Source organism: Flavobacterium sp. GW821-FHT11G01 (genome assembly GCF_058808175.1).
On sequence record NZ_JBXARK010000011.1, the window covers coordinates 72,126 to 88,728 of the forward strand.

17 protein-coding genes are annotated in these 16,603 nt (G+C 34.3%); 15 read left to right on the top strand and 2 right to left on the bottom strand.

The annotated features are described in order from the left end of the window. The first annotated feature begins 146 nt into the window (after positions 1-146). The 5 genes from AC1RRN_RS18265 to AC1RRN_RS18285 are packed head-to-tail and all read left to right on the top strand — an operon-like array spanning position 147 to position 5,743. A complete protein-coding gene (locus AC1RRN_RS18265) occupies positions 147-1,676 on the top strand; it encodes a GNAT family N-acetyltransferase (protein WP_492968679.1) in 1,530 nt (509 codons plus the stop codon). Continuing rightward, positions 1,673-2,020 (top strand): hypothetical protein, encoded by a 348-nt coding sequence (locus AC1RRN_RS18270; RefSeq protein ID WP_492968680.1) that lies wholly within the window; start codon positions 1,673-1,675, stop codon positions 2,018-2,020. Before AC1RRN_RS18265 ends, AC1RRN_RS18270 begins: the two co-directional genes overlap by 4 nt. 11 nt (positions 2,021-2,031) lie before the next feature. Continuing rightward, the gene (locus tag AC1RRN_RS18275; RefSeq protein WP_492968682.1) at positions 2,032-4,437 is read left to right on the top strand and encodes a M28 family peptidase; all 2,406 of its coding nucleotides are present in this window, start codon (positions 2,032-2,034) and stop codon (positions 4,435-4,437) included. A 14-nt stretch (positions 4,438-4,451) separates the two neighbouring features. Beyond that, on the top strand, positions 4,452-5,321 hold the full coding sequence (locus AC1RRN_RS18280; RefSeq protein ID WP_492968684.1) for a tetratricopeptide repeat protein: 870 nt from the start codon (positions 4,452-4,454) through the stop codon (positions 5,319-5,321). Positions 5,322-5,323: 2 nt separating this feature from the next. After that, complete coding sequence (locus tag AC1RRN_RS18285; RefSeq protein ID WP_492968685.1) at positions 5,324-5,743, top strand: SRPBCC family protein; 420 nt, start codon at positions 5,324-5,326, stop codon at positions 5,741-5,743. A gap of 155 nt (positions 5,744-5,898) precedes the next feature. On the opposite strand, the gene AC1RRN_RS18290 is transcribed toward AC1RRN_RS18285, so the two are convergent. Beyond that, positions 5,899-6,294 carry a rhodanese-like domain-containing protein gene (locus tag AC1RRN_RS18290; protein WP_492968686.1) on the bottom strand — a complete coding sequence of 132 codons (396 nt, stop codon included), beginning with the start codon at positions 6,292-6,294 and terminating at the stop codon, positions 5,899-5,901. A gap of 142 nt (positions 6,295-6,436) precedes the next feature. Between AC1RRN_RS18290 and AC1RRN_RS18295 the strand changes: the two genes are divergently transcribed. The 10 genes from AC1RRN_RS18295 (at position 6,437) to AC1RRN_RS18340 (ending at position 15,928) form a co-directional block, all read left to right on the top strand. Further along, positions 6,437-7,339 carry a LysR family transcriptional regulator gene (locus AC1RRN_RS18295; RefSeq protein WP_492968687.1) on the top strand — a complete coding sequence of 301 codons (903 nt, stop codon included), beginning with the start codon at positions 6,437-6,439 and terminating at the stop codon, positions 7,337-7,339. Then, positions 7,324-7,773, top strand: a complete 450-nt coding sequence (locus AC1RRN_RS18300; protein ID WP_492968688.1) for a GNAT family N-acetyltransferase — start codon at positions 7,324-7,326, stop codon at positions 7,771-7,773. Before AC1RRN_RS18295 ends, AC1RRN_RS18300 begins: the two co-directional genes overlap by 16 nt. A 112-nt stretch (positions 7,774-7,885) precedes the next feature. Continuing rightward, positions 7,886-8,698, top strand: a complete 813-nt coding sequence (locus tag AC1RRN_RS18305) for an NAD-dependent epimerase/dehydratase family protein (protein ID WP_492968689.1) — start codon at positions 7,886-7,888, stop codon at positions 8,696-8,698. Positions 8,699-8,801: 103 nt separating this feature from the next. Continuing rightward, positions 8,802-9,278, top strand: coding sequence for a methylated-DNA--[protein]-cysteine S-methyltransferase (locus AC1RRN_RS18310; RefSeq protein ID WP_492968690.1), 477 nt, complete (start codon positions 8,802-8,804; stop codon positions 9,276-9,278). A gap of 92 nt (positions 9,279-9,370) precedes the next feature. Continuing rightward, the gene (locus AC1RRN_RS18315) at positions 9,371-10,084 is read left to right on the top strand and encodes a 3'-5' exonuclease (RefSeq protein ID WP_492968691.1); all 714 of its coding nucleotides are present in this window, start codon (positions 9,371-9,373) and stop codon (positions 10,082-10,084) included. Between the two features lie 71 nt (positions 10,085-10,155). Further along, complete coding sequence (locus AC1RRN_RS18320) at positions 10,156-11,229, top strand: winged helix DNA-binding domain-containing protein (protein ID WP_492968692.1); 1,074 nt, start codon at positions 10,156-10,158, stop codon at positions 11,227-11,229. A gap of 111 nt (positions 11,230-11,340) precedes the next feature. After that, a complete protein-coding gene (locus AC1RRN_RS18325) occupies positions 11,341-12,780 on the top strand; it encodes a nucleoside recognition domain-containing protein (protein WP_492968693.1) in 1,440 nt (479 codons plus the stop codon). A 47-nt stretch (positions 12,781-12,827) separates the two neighbouring features. Then, the gene (locus AC1RRN_RS18330; RefSeq protein WP_492968694.1) at positions 12,828-13,505 is read left to right on the top strand and encodes a glycohydrolase toxin TNT-related protein; all 678 of its coding nucleotides are present in this window, start codon (positions 12,828-12,830) and stop codon (positions 13,503-13,505) included. A gap of 18 nt (positions 13,506-13,523) precedes the next feature. Then, the gene (locus AC1RRN_RS18335) at positions 13,524-14,252 is read left to right on the top strand and encodes a hypothetical protein (RefSeq protein ID WP_492968695.1); all 729 of its coding nucleotides are present in this window, start codon (positions 13,524-13,526) and stop codon (positions 14,250-14,252) included. A gap of 71 nt (positions 14,253-14,323) precedes the next feature. Next, on the top strand, positions 14,324-15,928 hold the full coding sequence (locus AC1RRN_RS18340; protein ID WP_492968696.1) for a fumarate hydratase: 1,605 nt from the start codon (positions 14,324-14,326) through the stop codon (positions 15,926-15,928). A gap of 123 nt (positions 15,929-16,051) precedes the next feature. Here AC1RRN_RS18340 and AC1RRN_RS18345 read toward each other — a convergent pair whose 3' ends face one another. After that, the gene (locus AC1RRN_RS18345) at positions 16,052-16,549 is read right to left on the bottom strand and encodes a PAS domain-containing protein (RefSeq protein ID WP_492968697.1); all 498 of its coding nucleotides are present in this window, start codon (positions 16,547-16,549) and stop codon (positions 16,052-16,054) included. Positions 16,550-16,603 lie beyond the last annotated feature (54 nt).

A 16,603-nucleotide genomic window follows, 5' to 3' on the forward strand; every position in this document is an offset into this window, starting at 1 on the left:
TGAATTCGCTTATCAAATTCAACAGTGCAAAGATGAGACAGCTTTCAAAAATTAATCGGTTAGCAACTATTTACTTTCGGTTGTAACTATTTGTAAGCGTTTGTAAATGGAAATATTTCACTACATTTGAGATAAATCTTACTTATATGCAGGCAAAAATCAACAAAGTAGAACTACGAAATCTGGAATTAGATGATTACAAGCAATTGAAAAATTCGATGGTTGAATCGTATCCGGAAATGGCAAATTCATACTGGGAATCAAAAGATATTAAAAAGTTACTTTCCATATTTCCTGAAGGTCAATTGGTTATCTTAGTAGACGGAATTGTTGTAGGATCTGCATTATCGCTAATTCTTGATGAAAAACTAGTTGACAAAAGACATAACTACAAACAAATCATAGGAGACTATACTTTTTCAACCCATAATCCAAATGGCGAAATTTTATATGGTATTGACGTTTTTATACACCCTCATTATCGTGGCTTGCGTTTAGGGCGTCGTTTATATGATGCCCGTAAAGAGCTTTGCGAACAATTAAATTTAAAAGCCATAGTTTTTGCAGGAAGAATTCCTAATTACGCACAGCATTCTAAAAAGCTGACTCCTAAAACGTATATTGACAAGGTAAAGCATAAAGAATTACATGATCCTGTTCTCTCTTTTCAATTAAGCAATGACTTTCACGTTTTAAGAATCATCAAAAATTATTTGGAAGGTGACGAAGAATCAAAAGAATTTGCGGTTCTTTTAGAATGGAATAATGTTTATTACGATGAAAGTCCAAAACTGATCAATCTTGAAAAAAGTGTTATTCGACTTGGACTAATTCAGTGGCAAATGCGTCAATTGAACAATATAGAAGAGTTTTTCGAGCAATCAGAATTTTTTATAGATGTCGTTTCTGGTTATGGCGCCGATTTTGCCTTATTTCCTGAACTCTTCATCGCTCCCCTGATGGCAGATTACAATCATTTATCTGAGGCCGAAGCCATTCGGGAGCTTGCGCGCTATTCTGACCCAATTAGAAAACGCTTTCAGGAATTTGCCATTTCATATAACATCAATATCATTACCGGAAGTATGCCTTATTTAGACAATGGGAACTTGTATAATGTTGGTTTTTTATGCAAAAGAGACGGAACTTCAGAGATGTATACCAAAATTCACGTAACGCCAAATGAAGTACAGCATTGGGGAATGAAAGGCGGATCCCATTTTCAAACCTTCGATACCGATTGTGGAAAAATTGGAATTTTGATTTGTTACGATGTTGAATTCCCTGAGCTTTCAAGAATTATGGCCAACGAAGGCATGAATATATTATTTGTTCCTTTTTTAACCGATACTCAAAACGCATACACTCGTGTAAAACATTGTTCGCAGGCACGTGCAATAGAAAACGAATGTTATGTTGCTATTGCCGGTTGTGTTGGTAATCTACCAAAAGTAAACAATATGGATATTCAGTACGCTCAGGCATCTGTTTTTACGCCTTCTGATTTTGCTTTTCCGAGTAATGGAATTAAAGCCGAAGCAACTCCAAATACAGAAATGACACTTATTGTTGATGTTGATTTGAACCTGTTAAAACAGCTTCATGAACATGGGAGCGTACGAATATTAAAAGACAGACGACACGATTTATACGAAATTAAAAAAATTGAACAATGAAAACCTGCCTCGAATGCTCTGAAAAAATTGTTGGGCGCGAAGACAAAAAGTTTTGTTCAGATAGCTGCAGAAATGCCTACAACAACAAAATAAATAAAGACAGCACTAATTTCATGCGAAATGTAAACAACAAATTACGAAAAAATTACCGTATTTTGGTCGAGCTAAATACGGAAGGAAAATCAAAAGCAACGAGGGATAAAATGATTAATAAAGGTTTTGATTTTGATTTCTTTACCAATATCTTGCACACCAAAACAGGCAATACCTACTATTTCCTGTATGATCAGGGATACAGATCTCTGGACAATGATTATTTTATGCTTGTTAAAAAAGAAATTTAGTAGTATTCATCATGAAAAAAAACCCCACCTCAATTCTTGCCGTAGTCTGCATTTTAGCAATTCTTGGTATAATCTACGCTACCATGATGCCCCAATGGATTTCGAAAGAAGAGGAAGCTCTAGCTGAATTTTCGACCGAAAGGGCATTGAACCAAGTCGAAATTATTGCTCAAAAACCACATTATGTGGGATCAACTAATCACGAATTAGTAGCAAACTATCTTAAACTTGAATTAAACCGAATTGGTTTAGAAACTTCTGTTCAGGAAGGATTTACACTAAACGATAAGGGGCTTTTAGTAAAATCTAAAAACATTCTGGCCCGTATAAAAGGGACCAATAACTCCAAAGCACTTTTATTGCTATCCCACTATGACAGCGCGCCACATTCATTTTCAAAAGGAGCAAGTGATGATGCTTCGGGAGTAGCCACCATTCTGGAAGGAATTCGTGCTTTTATGTACTCTAAACAACCACAAAAAAACGATATTATAATTCTTTTTTCAGATGCTGAAGAATTAGGATTAAACGGTGCTGCGTTATTTGTGAACAAACATCCATGGGCTAAAGATGTTGGTCTGGTTATTAATTTTGAAGCCAGAGGATCTTCCGGACCAAGTTATATGCTGATGGAAACCAACAAAGGGAATGAAGCTCTTGTAAAAGAATTTTCGAATGCAAAAACCAAATATCCGGTTTCAAATTCATTGATGTACAGCATTTACAAAATGCTTCCAAATGACACTGATTTAACTGTTTTTAGAGAACAAGGAAACATTCAGGGATTTAATTTTGCCTTTATAGACGGGCACTATAATTATCATACTCAACAAGACGATATTTATCATTTAAACAAAATGACACTGGCACATCAGGGAACTTATTTGATGCCTTTGTTAAAATACTTTTCAAACATTGACTTAAATGCTACAAATTCAACTGCAGACGATGTTTATTTTAGCGTTCCATTCTCTTTTATAAGCTATCCGTTTACCTGGGTTTTCCCAATGACAATAATTGCTTTAGGTTTACTAATTATTTTTATTTTTATTGGAAAAGCAAAACGATTAATCTCGTTCAGAGAGATTTTCAAAGGTTTTGTTCCGTTTTTGGGTGCTTTGATCATTGCTGGCTTGGTAACATTTTTAGGATGGAAAATTGTTTTGCAGATCTATCCGCAGTATTCCGATTTACTTAACGGCTTTACCTACAATGGTCACGCCTATATTGGAGCATTTGTTACTTTGAGCATCTCAATTTGCTTCGCTTTTTACAACCATTTCTCAGAAACTAAAATCACGATGAATCATTTTGTAGCACCATTGCTGCTATGGATTGTTATCAATTTATTTTTAGCCAATAGTTTAACTGGCGCAGGATTTTTAATTATTCCGGTTTATTTTGGAATCTTCTTATTTGGAATTTTTGTTATTACACAACATTACAGCTTAGGTTTAAATTTAATTTTTACACTTCCTGCCTTAATAATTGTTGCACCATTTATTGTAATGTTTCCTATTGGTTTAGGTTTGAAAATTCTTTTTGGAAGTGCCGTACTTACTGTTTTACTTTTCGGACTATTACTTCCAATTTTCGGAGATTTTATTAGAAAAGGGGCATGGGCCGCATTCTTTTTTCTTGTTTCGATTGGCTTTTTTGTTTACGCAGGTTACAATTCTGGTTACGAACATGGAAAAGCAAAATCTAACAGTTTATTATATGTTTACAATGCCAATACAAATTCGGCTGTTTGGACAACTTACGATGTAAACCTGGATGATTGGACAAAAACGTATTTGGGAGAGAAAAATCAAAAAGCAGTTGGTTTAAATGCACTGCCACTTACCAGCAAATACAATTCAGGATTTACCTATAGTGCCATTGCACCAGTTGTTGATGTTCCTAAACCAACTATCTCTTTCTTAAAAGACAGTGTTGTGGGCAACAATCGCTATATCAAAATTCAAATTACACCTAATCGAAAAGTAAATCGTTACGATATTTTTGCCCATCCTAAAATGACTTTCTTTAATTTTAAAGCCAATGGAGTTTCAACTTCTGACCAAAAAGGGAATCGCTTAGAAAGAGAGGGTATGAAGATTTTATGTTATTATGTTGTACGTAATGAACCTCTTGTAATGGAATTCTACATCAATAAATCATCTATTTTTGATATGGATTTAATTGAAAGCTCTTTTGATTTGATGACGAATCCGCTATTCAAAGTAAAGCCCAGAGAGGACTGGATGATGCCGACACCTTTTGTTTTAAACGATGCAGTTTTAATTCAACAAAAAATAAAAAGATATACGGCGCCAGTACCAACAATCGAAGCTGCACCAATCCAGGATAGTTTGACTGTTGCGAAAGACAGTTTAAAACCAGTCGTTAAGCCGCAACAAAATAATAGTTTATAAAATTAAACATTCATATGAAGAATAAAATCCTGATTTTTATAGCATTTGCAAGCTTTCCGACTATTTATGCACAAGCTATAGAAGAAAAAATAGCTATAAAAGCGTGTGATTGTTTAAGTAAAAGTTCAGGAATTACAGAAACTATTTTTAGAGATTGTCTAACCAGTACAATGTCTGAAACTATATTGACAGATAAAGACCCAAAAGTTAGGGAATCGATTAATACAGTTGATGGAATTAAAAGCATGATTCAAAAGGTAAGTGATGCTGTCATTAAAAAATGTCCGAAATTATTACCTCAGGAACCTGAGGACAAAACCGCTATTTTTTACGCAGATTCAAAGAATGAAAAAGCGCAGAACTCTTATATCATTGCAAAAGATTTCATGAAAGCTAGCAATTATAAACTGGCTATTGAAGGTTTACAGCTTTCGCTGAAAGAAGATCCTAATTTTGTACTCGCCCTTGATGACATCGCTGTTTGTTACAGACAATTGAATGATTTTGACAATGCGATAAAATATTATAAAAAATCGCTTGATATTTTTCCTGAAGGTGATTTGGCATTAATGAATATTGGAGTTATTTATACTTTAAAATCTGATTTTAAAACAGCTATTGAATATTATGAGAAATTAATCAAATTCCAGCCAAATAATGCTGAAGGTTACTTTGGTGCCGGAAAAAATTATTTTGTGCTGAATGATGACGAAAAGGCGCTCGACAACATTTTCATGGCGCACATCATCTACACCAATGAAAAATCAGAATATGTAAAAGATTCCGAACAGCTTCTTGGAGCCATTTATCAAAAAATGAAATCCGAAAACAAAGAAGATTTATTCAAAAAAATTGCAGAGAAAAACAACGTTAAAATTGAATAAAAATGGCAACAAATATTTCTACAATAATACTTAATGCCCCAGTCGATAAAGTATGGAATACCTTAACACAACCCGAATTAGTCAAACAATGGCAATATGGGAGTGATTTAATTACAGACTGGAAAGTTGGTAATGAAATCAGATTCAGAAATGAATGGGAAGGCCAGGTTTTTGAACAATGGGGAACCGTTTTAGAAATTGTTCCAAATCAGAAAATCAAGTATTCTCTCTTTTTTCCGAGACCGGAATTAGAAGATAAACCAGAGAATTATTTCATTATGAGTTATATTTTATCTGAAGAAAATCAGAAAACTAAACTTGAAATTATTCAGGAAGATAATCGTCCGGGCGCTATACAAGAAGAGCCACAAGGCGAAGAAAATCCAATTCTTCAAGCATTAAAAGCTTTGATTGAATCTTAAAATCAGGTTCAAAGATACAGAGGTACAAAGATACAAAGGTTAAAAAAGCACTGTTTTCATAGTGCTTTTTATTTTTTAGAAAATATTGGAAGCCTTTGAACCTTTGCAACTCTGAACCTTTGTTCCTTTATTAAAAAACCTTTGTACCTAGAAAATCAACAGGCACATTCGATTTTCAATCCAGCCTTTACTCCGTTTGTCCCTTCGGTGGCATATCCGTCAAACTTCCACCACTCTATTCCTCCAATTAATTCTTTTACTTTAAAACCAAGCTTTGTCATATTCAATGCGCCTTTTGTCGAAGCATTACAGCCAATTCCGTCACAATATGTTACATACAAAATGGCTTTATCTAAATGTTGGGTACTTTCAGCCGTCATTTCACGATGTGGAATATTAATTGCTGTCGGAATATGTTCAGCTTCAAAACCAAATGCTTTTCGGGCGTCGATAGCAACTACTTTTTCGCCGTTATTCAAGGCATCAAACAAATCAGAAGAGTCCATTTCGAACGCTAGTTTGTTTTCATAATGTTTAATTTGTGCTTCCATTTTTTCAGTTTTTATGATTTTGTTTTCAAAAGTAGTCCAACATTCTATGGCATAAAAACGAAAAGAATTCATCCAATTGATTACTTTTTTTCATGAAAAAGCCGTTCTAAAATTTTGTTTCTTTGTATAAATTCTCAAAAAAATGGAAATACGTCACTTACGATTGATAAAAGCAATTGTCGAAGAAGGAAGCATCACCAAAGCGATCGATAAACTTCATCTGACACAATCGGCTTTGAGCCATCAACTCAAAGAAGCTGAATATCAATTGGGAACTGCCATTTTTCTGAGAACAAACAAAAAGTTAGTTTTGACCAAAGCCGGAGAGAAAATCTACGAGCTTGCTAATGAAATTCTTGATAAACTTTCGCAAACCCAAACTCAGATCAAACAAATGGTTTTTGGTGAATATGGTGAAATTAGAATTAGTACCGAATGTTTCTCGAGTTATCACTGGCTTCCATCCGTAATGAAACAATTTCATTTGCTTTATCCAAATGTTGAATTGAAAATTGTTACTGAAGCGACTCATATTCCGCTTCAAAAATTGCTGGATAATACGATTGATATCGCGATTATCAGCGATCAGATAAATGATAATAACATCAAATATCTGGAGCTTTTTCAGGATGAAGTTGTAATGGCTGTTTCTGAAAATCACGCCTGGGCGAATAAAAAATACGTTGTTGCCGAAGATTTTGTCAACGAACATCTTTTGATTCATTCCCTTCCGATGGAAACCGTTACGATTCATCAGTTCATTTTGGCTCCAGCCAAAGTAACTCCAAAAAAAATTACCGCTTTACCATTGACGGAAGCTTCTCTTGAAATGGTTAAAGCTGATATGGGCGTTATGTCGATGGCAAAATGGGCGTTGTTACCTCATTTAAAAAACAATCCGATAAAAGCTATCAAAATTGGAAAAAATGGCTTAAAAAGAAAGCATTTTATAGCCATTCGGGACAATCAGGAATATCCAGCCTATTTTCATCATTTTATAACCTTTTTACAAACCGAAATCAACCTGCAATGGAATATACAATAAGAAATTGCGAAATAGCCGATTTGCCAAAATTGGTCATTTTATGTCAAAAACATACTGAATTTGAAAAAGCCGATTATGATCCGAAAGGAAAACAAGAAGGTTTAAAAGAAGCTTTATTTAGTGAAAACCCTAAATTATTTTGCTTAGTTGTTGCAACTAATAATGACATTGTAGGTTATGCCTCTTATAATTTCACTTATTCCACCTGGAGTGCCGGAGATTTCATTTATATGGATTGTCTGTTTTTAGAAGAAGAAGCCAGAAATTTCGGTATCGGAGAAGTGCTAATTAATAAATTAAAAGAGATAGGAAAAGCTAAAAACTGCGTTAACATGCAATGGCGAACGCCTCAATTCAATGAAAGAGCTATAAAATTCTACCATCGGATGGGCGCAAAAGGAAAAGACAAAATTTGCTTTTTTCTGGATTTGTAATACGTTGGATTTAATCGCGCAAAGTCGCAGAGTCGCAAAGAAAAAGATTTCATAAGTTTTCTTTTAACCTTTGTACCTTTGCCTCTCTGAAACTCTGAACCTATAAAAAACAATGCAAAAAATAAGTATTCTAGGCTGTGGCTGGCTGGGTTTGCCTTTGGCGAAAAAATTAATCGAAAAAGGGAATTCGGTCAACGGATCTACAACTTCTGAAAACAAACTTTCTATTCTGAAGGACGCCGGAGTAAATCCGTTTTTAGTTACGCTTGAAAGCGAAAGTGTTTCAGAAGCTATAATTGATTTTTTAGCCGAAAGCGAAATTCTTATTATTGATATTCCACCCAAATTACGAGCAAATACGGATTCTTCACGCAAAATTTTTGTCAATAAAATCGAGACCTTAATTCCGTTTATAGCGCAATCAACGATCAAAAAAGTACTTTTTGTGAGTTCAACTTCTGTTTATGGAGATCAAAATGATTTGATTACAGAAGAAACGAAACCAAATCCGGAAACGGAAAGTGGCAAACAATTGCTTTTAGCCGAAGCAATTCTCCAAAAAAACCAAAATTTCGAAACTACAATTCTACGTTTTGGCGGATTAATTGGTGAAGATCGTCATCCCGTTAAATTTTTAGCCGGAAAAGAAAATCTCGAAAACCCGGACGCGCCCGTGAATGTAATTCATCAAAAGGATTGTATCGAAATCATCGAAGAAATAATTCTTCAATCAAAATGGAATGAAGTTTTCAATGCCGTAGCGCCCTTTCATCCATCAAGAGAAAATTACTACACTCAAAAAGCAGAAGAGCAAAACCTGATTTTACCTAAATTCAGCTCAGAAAAATCGAATATTAAAAAGATTATTTCAAGCGAAAAAATTGAAAGAATTTTAAAATACCAATTCAAATTGGACGAATATTAAATGATATAAGTTCATTTAATCAACTTCATGAAGCTTTGCGACATAATCATAAAAAATTGCGAACTTTGCGTAAACCCTAGCGTCTTTGCGGTTAAAAAAAATTATGGAAACAGCTTATATCAATTCGCCTTTAGGAATCACCAAAATCATTGGAGATGAAAACGGTATTGCTGTAATCTCCGTTTCGGATGTTGGCACAAACGAAGTTTCAAAAGAAATTCCGGAGGTTTTAAAAGAGGCTGTTTTACAACTTGGAGAATATTTCGAAGGAAAAAGAACTGATTTTGATTTGAAACTAAATCCGAAAGGAACCGAGTTTCAGCAAAAAGTTTGGAAAGCTTTATTAGAAATTCCGTACGGAAAAACCATAAGTTACATGGATCAAACCAAAAAATTGGGCGATATAAAAGCAATTCGTGCGGTTGCATCGGCCAATGGCAAAAATCCGCTTTGGATTGTAGTTCCCTGTCATCGCGTTATTGGCACAAATGGATCTTTAACGGGTTACGCCGGAGGTTTGTCACGAAAAAAGTGGCTTTTGGAACATGAAAATCCAAGTACACAGCAGAGTTTGTTTTAAAAACATAAGTTAATTCTTATGTATATGTCGATTTTTGTACTTTTATAAATCTAAGAAGTCTTATAATCTAATATCTAAGTAGTCCCAAAATAATGATTGAAAAAATAAACCTCAACAACATTTTATTTCTCGATATAGAAACTGTTCCGGAAGAAGAGAATTTCAATTCGCTCGATGCGGAAATGCAATCGCTTTGGGATCATAAAACACAATATCAGCGTAAAGACGATTTTACTCCGGAAGAATTTTACGATCGCGCCGGAATTTGGGCAGAATTCGGAAAAATCATCTGTATTTCGGTTGGATACTTTACGATCAAAGGCGATGTTCGGAATTTTAGGGTTACTTCTTTTTTTGGAGATGAAAAGAAGATTTTGAAGGATTTCAATAATCTGTTGAACAATCATTTTAATCAGCCCTATCATCTTTTATGCGGACATAATGCTAAGGAATTCGATATTCCGTTTATTGCCAGACGAATGATAATCAATCAAATTGCCATTCCGGATAAACTGAATCTTTTCGGAAAAAAGCCTTGGGAAATTCCGCATTTAGATACTTTAGAATTATGGAAGTTTGGCGATTATAAACATTTCACGTCTTTAAAATTATTGACTAAAATCCTGGGAGTTCCTTCTCCAAAAGGCGATATCGACGGAAGTCAGGTTGCCCACGTTTTTTATGTCGAGAAAGATATTGACCGAATTATAACGTATTGCGAAAAAGATACGATTGCGGTTGCACAGATTTTCCTTCGCTTGCGTAGGGAAGATTTGTTGATTGATGATGAAATTATTCATGTTTAATCGAGGTACAAAGTGGCAAAGGCTCAAAGGTTCAAAGTTTTCATCTCTTCGAATTTAAATGGTTTAGAAAAATGACATATCAGGAAATTTCACATCATCGTCTTGTTTCACAAAAGTTATACAAAACAAGTCAAATTACTCCTCAGGAAATTGTAAAACATTTAGGCGCCATGCAGGCTCAGGATTATTCAATGGCTAAATGGGCGATTGGTTCCCGATGTGATGCTACCGAAAAAGAAATAGAAGAAGCTATAAATTCGGCACAAATCATCCGAACTCATATTCTTCGACCAACCTGGCATTTTGTTTCCCCAGATGATATTTATTGGATGTTGGATGTTTCAGCTCCGCAAGTAAAAAGATTTACAGCATCGGCTGGCAAAAAATATGGGTATGATGCGAAAAAATTGGATCAGACCAATTCCAAAATCGAAAAATTATTAGCGGGAAATAATCATTTAACGCGTGAAGAAATTATGCGCGAACTCGACATCAAAAAGACTTCTTCTGATGATTTTTTAAGTGCGGCGATTATGATGAATGCCGAATTGGATGGTTTGGTTTGCAATGGAAGAATGAAAGGAAAACAAATCACTTATGCTTTACTCCAAGAGCGCGTTACCAAACCAAAATCAAAATTTACCAAAGAAGAAGCGCTTGCTAAATTAGCTCTCAGATATCTGGAAAGTCACGGCCCTGCTACACTTATTGACTTTTCGTGGTGGTCTGGTTTTCCGCCAACAATTTGTAAAAATGCATTTAATGCAATTAAGTTGCAATTAAATTCTGTTGAAATTAATGATCAAATATATTGGTTTAAAACTGATACTTCTGATGGAAACAACTTCCGCGAAAGCGTACATTTTCTTCCGGCTTTTGATGAAATTTTAATTTCATATAAAACAAGAGAAGCTTCTATTTTGCCAGAACATCAATCCAAAACTTTTACTAACAACGGAATTTTTAAACCCATTATTCTTGAGAACAGTAAAGTCATTGGAACCTGGAAAAGAACCTTTGCAAAAGATCACGCCAAAATAGAAACGCAATTTTTTAATGAAACCGAAAGTCATAAAAAAGGCATTCTGTTTGAAGGTATTAAGGCTTTTGAAAATTATCTGCAGACGAAAATTGTTATTGAATAAATTGAATTTTCACTAAAAGAATATCATTTCCAATAAATTCTTCCCATTTCAATACTAAAATCTTTGTGCGTTTTATTGCTAAATAATTACATTTACAAAAAAAACAGCGCTATGGTATTAAGTAGATTTTGGTTAACTATTTTTATTTCGTCGATTATCTTTGTTATATTCAGTTTGTTTACTGCAAACACTTATACCATTGATTACGTATTGAATGGTAAAAAAGACGACCCTATTCTTATATCAGAAAAATACGCTGAACAACTTCCTGCCTTTATCAAAGACAGTATCAAAAAAGCGCCGGATCAAACTATGATCATCAATCGTGACACACTTAATGCTGACACAACTTACGTTTATAAAAATAAAACGGTAAAAATTTTCAGCGGTGTTCAAAAATCTGATGGCTTATTACCAACCTGTAAAACTACTTTGCTTGATTTAATTTTGCCATTAATGGCCTATTTGGCATTTTTCTGCGGATTGATGGAGCTTTTAATCATTTCAGGAGTATCCGGAAAATTAGCTAAAGTATTGAGCCCGGTTTTTGTAAAAGTGTTTCCGAGTATTCCAAAAAATCACCCTTCGATTTCTTATATGACTTTAAATTTTGCTGCCAATTTCTTAGGATTAGATTCGGCTGCGACTCCGTTTGGTCTTAAAGCAATGGAAAGTTTACAAGAAATAAATCCAGACAAGGACAGAGCGAGTGATGCTCAGATCATGTTTATGTGTCTGCATGCTTCAGGCTTGACTTTAATAGCAACTTCTATTATTGGTTATCGAGCGGCTGCAGGTGCAAGCAATCCTGCAGATGTTATGCTTCCTTGTATTATTACTTCGTTTATTGGTACAATTGCCGCTTTCTTAATTGTCGGAATCAAACAAAAAATCAATTTCAAAAGTGCTTCTCTTGTTATTGGTTTGATGGTATTAATAGCTGCTATTGTTGGCTTATTGATGTATGTAAACCATTTAGATTTGATAGGGAAAAATTATTTTACAACGAATCTGTCTGCATTGATTTTAATGGTGATAGTTCTTGCTACTTTGATTTTCTCCTTCATAAATGAAAAGAAGTTCACCGACGCAAATACTACCGTTTTTGAATCGTTCGTAGTAGGAGCAAATAATGGCGTTAAAACGGGAGTTACTATTTTTCCTTATGTTTTAGGAATGTTAGTCGCTATATCGTTATTTAGAAACAGTGGTTTATTTGAAATTATCAGTGATGGAATTGCCTTTATTTTCTCGAATTTGGGAGTTAACAAACAAATCACAGACGCGTTGCCAGTTGCGATGCTTAGACCATTTAGTTCTGCCGGGTCAAGAGGATTTTTGATTGATTCGATGAATACTTTTGGCGCCGATTCTTTAACCGGAAGATTGAGTAGTATTTTTCAATGCAGTGCGGAAAGTACTTTTTATGTAATTGCAGTGTACTTTGGTTCGGTTAATATAAAAAACACCCGTTATGCTTTAGGAACTATGCTTTTAGTTGATGTAATTTGCGTAATTACAGCAATTTTTGTAGCTAGCTGGTTTTTTTAAAAATAAGAATTGAGAGATTATAATTACATAAAACAGACTAAAATAATATGTTCAAAAGATTTTTTACCAAAAAAAAGGAAACTGAAATTATAGCAGAGGTTGTTTCTGAAGATAAAATTCAACTTGTCGAAGAAGAAAAACTTGTTGAGGAGCCGCTGGAAGAACCTGTAGCAAAAGAATTCGATACGAATAAAATCGATTGGCTCATCAACGACTCAATCCTGACTTTTTTGCCGCGCGACTTGTACATGCATTATTCAGATATCAATACAAAAAAAGATCAATATGATCCTTCATGGCAGAATCAAGGCGTATTTTTTTGGTTGGACGACGAGCCTTTTGAAAAGAAATCTTTACCTGAATTTTTTGAAAGTTATGAAAAGAAGTACTTTATTTTTGATCAATTTCCTGATTATATTGAATTAGTTTCTGCAAAAGCAATACCCTGGTTTGGAATGCCGGGCGGCGGCGATAAATATTGTTTAAGATACGATGAAAATCCAATAAACATTGAAGAAGCCTTAAAACTCAACATTATAAAATATGTTGAAATTATAGAATTAAATTTCGAAAATCTGAGCGTTTTAAATGATCGTGATAATTACTTTTTTCTGATTAACCCAGAAATTAAATTTGAAAATGGGCTTTTTTATTTCAATGGAGAAAAAATCTCATTATCAGAACTTTATAAGAAAAACAAACTATCGGTTATATCAGTACAATAGACATATCAATTTATAGCCATGAAAATACCTGCCTTTTTTATCTTATTTGTTTTAATTAGTTGCCAAAAACCACAACCTGCGCCGCAAATCGCAAGTATATCCTCAAAAATTAAAACAGGAACAGTCTCTGTAAAAGAAAATGCTTTGCGAACAGATACGATTATTCTCTCTAAAGATAAAAATGCAGAAATCACTCATATTCTCATTCATCTTATAGAACAAAAACCAGATAAGGACAGTATAATTGAGTCAAAATTCAGACTTGATTTTTATCAAAATAATAAGAAAATAATCTCTGAAAAAATAGTCATTAAGGGATATGAAAAAGGATCAGAATGGAGTGGCTCCTACGGTTTTCCAAATTCATCTCAAAACAACTCGTCTTTTATAAAAATTGACTTCGGATATCCTGCCTGTGGCTATACATTTGAAAATTATCTTTATTATTTAAAAAACGACGATTTACAGCTTGTTCATCAATGGCAGTCCATGTCGGACAGTGGTTGGGGAAACTGGACAGAATTTTTAAGTCTTGAATCAAAGAATGATCTTAACATTTTTTATTGCAAAAACGTGTCATTTGAACCCGCAGATGATGACTCAGAAGATTCCGGAATTTTAACATATTCTGATTCTACTTCATTTTCACTATCAGCAAATCGTTGGAAAAAGAAATTGCTTTCGCCAAAAGACAAACCTTATTTTGAAAAGAAAATGAGTCTTAATGAGTTTTACAAACAGGATTAATTTCAAAAAAAGTGTTCTTATTCAAATTCTTTCTTAGGTAAATAATTTTTAACTTTGTCAAAAACAAAGAAATGATTGATTTTATATACCAGGACCCTTATCCTATTTTAAAGGATGATACACAATACCGCAAAATTACTTCTGATTTTGTAAAAGTTGAAAAATTTGGAGAACGTGAAGTTCTAACTGTTGATCCAAAAGGATTAGAATTATTGGCTGAAGAAGCTTTAACAGATGTTTCGTTTATGTTGAGAACGAGCCACCTCCAAAAATTAAGAAAAATTCTTGACGATCCTGAAGCTACAGATAATGATCGTTTTGTAGCTTACAATTTACTTCAAAATGCTTCAGTTGCTGCCGAAGGGCAATTACCAAGTTGTCAGGATACCGGAACAGCAATTGTAATGGCAAAAAAAGGAGAAAGCATTTTTACTGGTGTTGATGATGCAGAATGGTTGAGCCGTGGAATTTTCAATACCTACCAAAAACGTAACTTACGTTATTCTCAAATTGTTCCGATTTCGATGTTTGAAGAAAAAAATTCAGGCTCGAATCTTCCGGCGCAAATTGATATTTATGCTAAAAAAGGAAATTCATACGAATTTTTATTCATGGCAAAAGGTGGCGGATCTGCTAATAAAACGTATTTATATCAACAGACCAAATCACTTTTAAACGAAAAATCTTTAGATGCCTTTATTCGTACCAAAATTAAGGATTTAGGAACTTCGGCTTGTCCTCCTTATCACTTGGCTTTAGTTATTGGCGGAACTTCTGCTGAAGCAAACTTAAGTGCTGTTAAAAAAGCATCAGCTGGTTATTACGACAATTTGCCAACTACAGGAAATATGGCTGGTCAGGCTTTTCGTGATCATGAGTGGGAACAAAAAGTGCAGCAAATTTGTCAGGAAAGTGCAATTGGTGCTCAATTTGGAGGAAAATATTTCACACATGATGTTCGCGTAATTCGTTTGCCTCGTCATGCTGCTTCTTGTCCGGTTGGATTGGGAGTTTCCTGTTCTGCTGATAGAAATATCAAAGGAAAAATCACAAAAGATGGAATTTACGTTGAACAATTAGAAGTAAATCCAAAACAATTTTTACCAGAAACAGCGCCACATTTGGAAGCTCCGGTTGAAATTGATTTGAATATGCCAATGGCTGATATGCTGGCAAAATTATCTCAATATCCAATCAAAACGCGTTTAAAATTAAACGGAACTGTAATTGTTGCCCGTGATATTGCTCACGCAAAAATTATGGAAATGCTGGAAGCGGGTCAACCAATGCCAGAATACTTTAAAAATCATCCTGTTTATTACGCCGGTCCGGCAAAAACTCCGGAAGGAATGGCTTCAGGAAGTTTTGGACCAACAACGGCAGGACGTATGGACGTTTATGTGGATGAATTCCAGAAACATGGCGGAAGTATGATTATGCTGGCAAAAGGAAACCGTACCAAACAAGTTACTGATGCCTGTCATAAATACGGCGGATTCTATTTAGGTTCTATTGGAGGTCCGGCGGCGATTTTGGCTCAGGATAATATTTTAAAAGTTGAAATTGTTGACTTTGAAGAGTTAGGAATGGAAGCTGTTCGTAAAATCACCGTTAAAGATTTCCCTGCCTTTATTATTACGGATGATAAAGGAAATGATTTCTTTGAGAATCTGTAAGGATTTGCCACAAAGACACTAAGACACAAATTTTTATATTGAAAAACCGCCCAAAAGGCGGTTTTTGCTTTATGATAAGGAAATAATTTTCTTAGTGTCTTAGTGCCTTTGTGGCAAATACTCTCAAGCACTTTTGTCTTCGCTTTCAAAAGCAATAAAATGGGACAACTCTCCTTTTAAATTAAAAATGGGCACGCTATTAATTTTGCATTTATAGATTTTACCATCTTTTTTATAGTTCTCAAGAGTTTTTTCAAACGGAACTTGTGATTGAATAGCGGTTCTGATCTCTTTTAAGGCAATTTCAGAGGTTTTTGGCCCCTGAAACATCTTTGGGGTTTTCCCAAGGATTTCGCTTTCTGTATAGCCCGTCATTTTCTTGATTCCATTGGAGGCAAAAACGATTTTCAAATTTACGTCTGTGACCAGAATTACTTCGTCTAAAATACGGTTTTTAATTTCCAGGTTTTTATCATTCCATTTAAACCGATTTGAAATCTTATTTACTTTTTTCAAATCAGCAAAAATTGCTTTTAGTTCCTTTATATATTCAAAATGAAAATCCCAGGCCAAAAGTGGAACTGTATTATATGGAATCTCATCTGTTTTGGTATTTTTCATCGGAAATGATAATTGAAAAACTTTGTAAAGTAAAGATAGAGCGAAAATTCATCA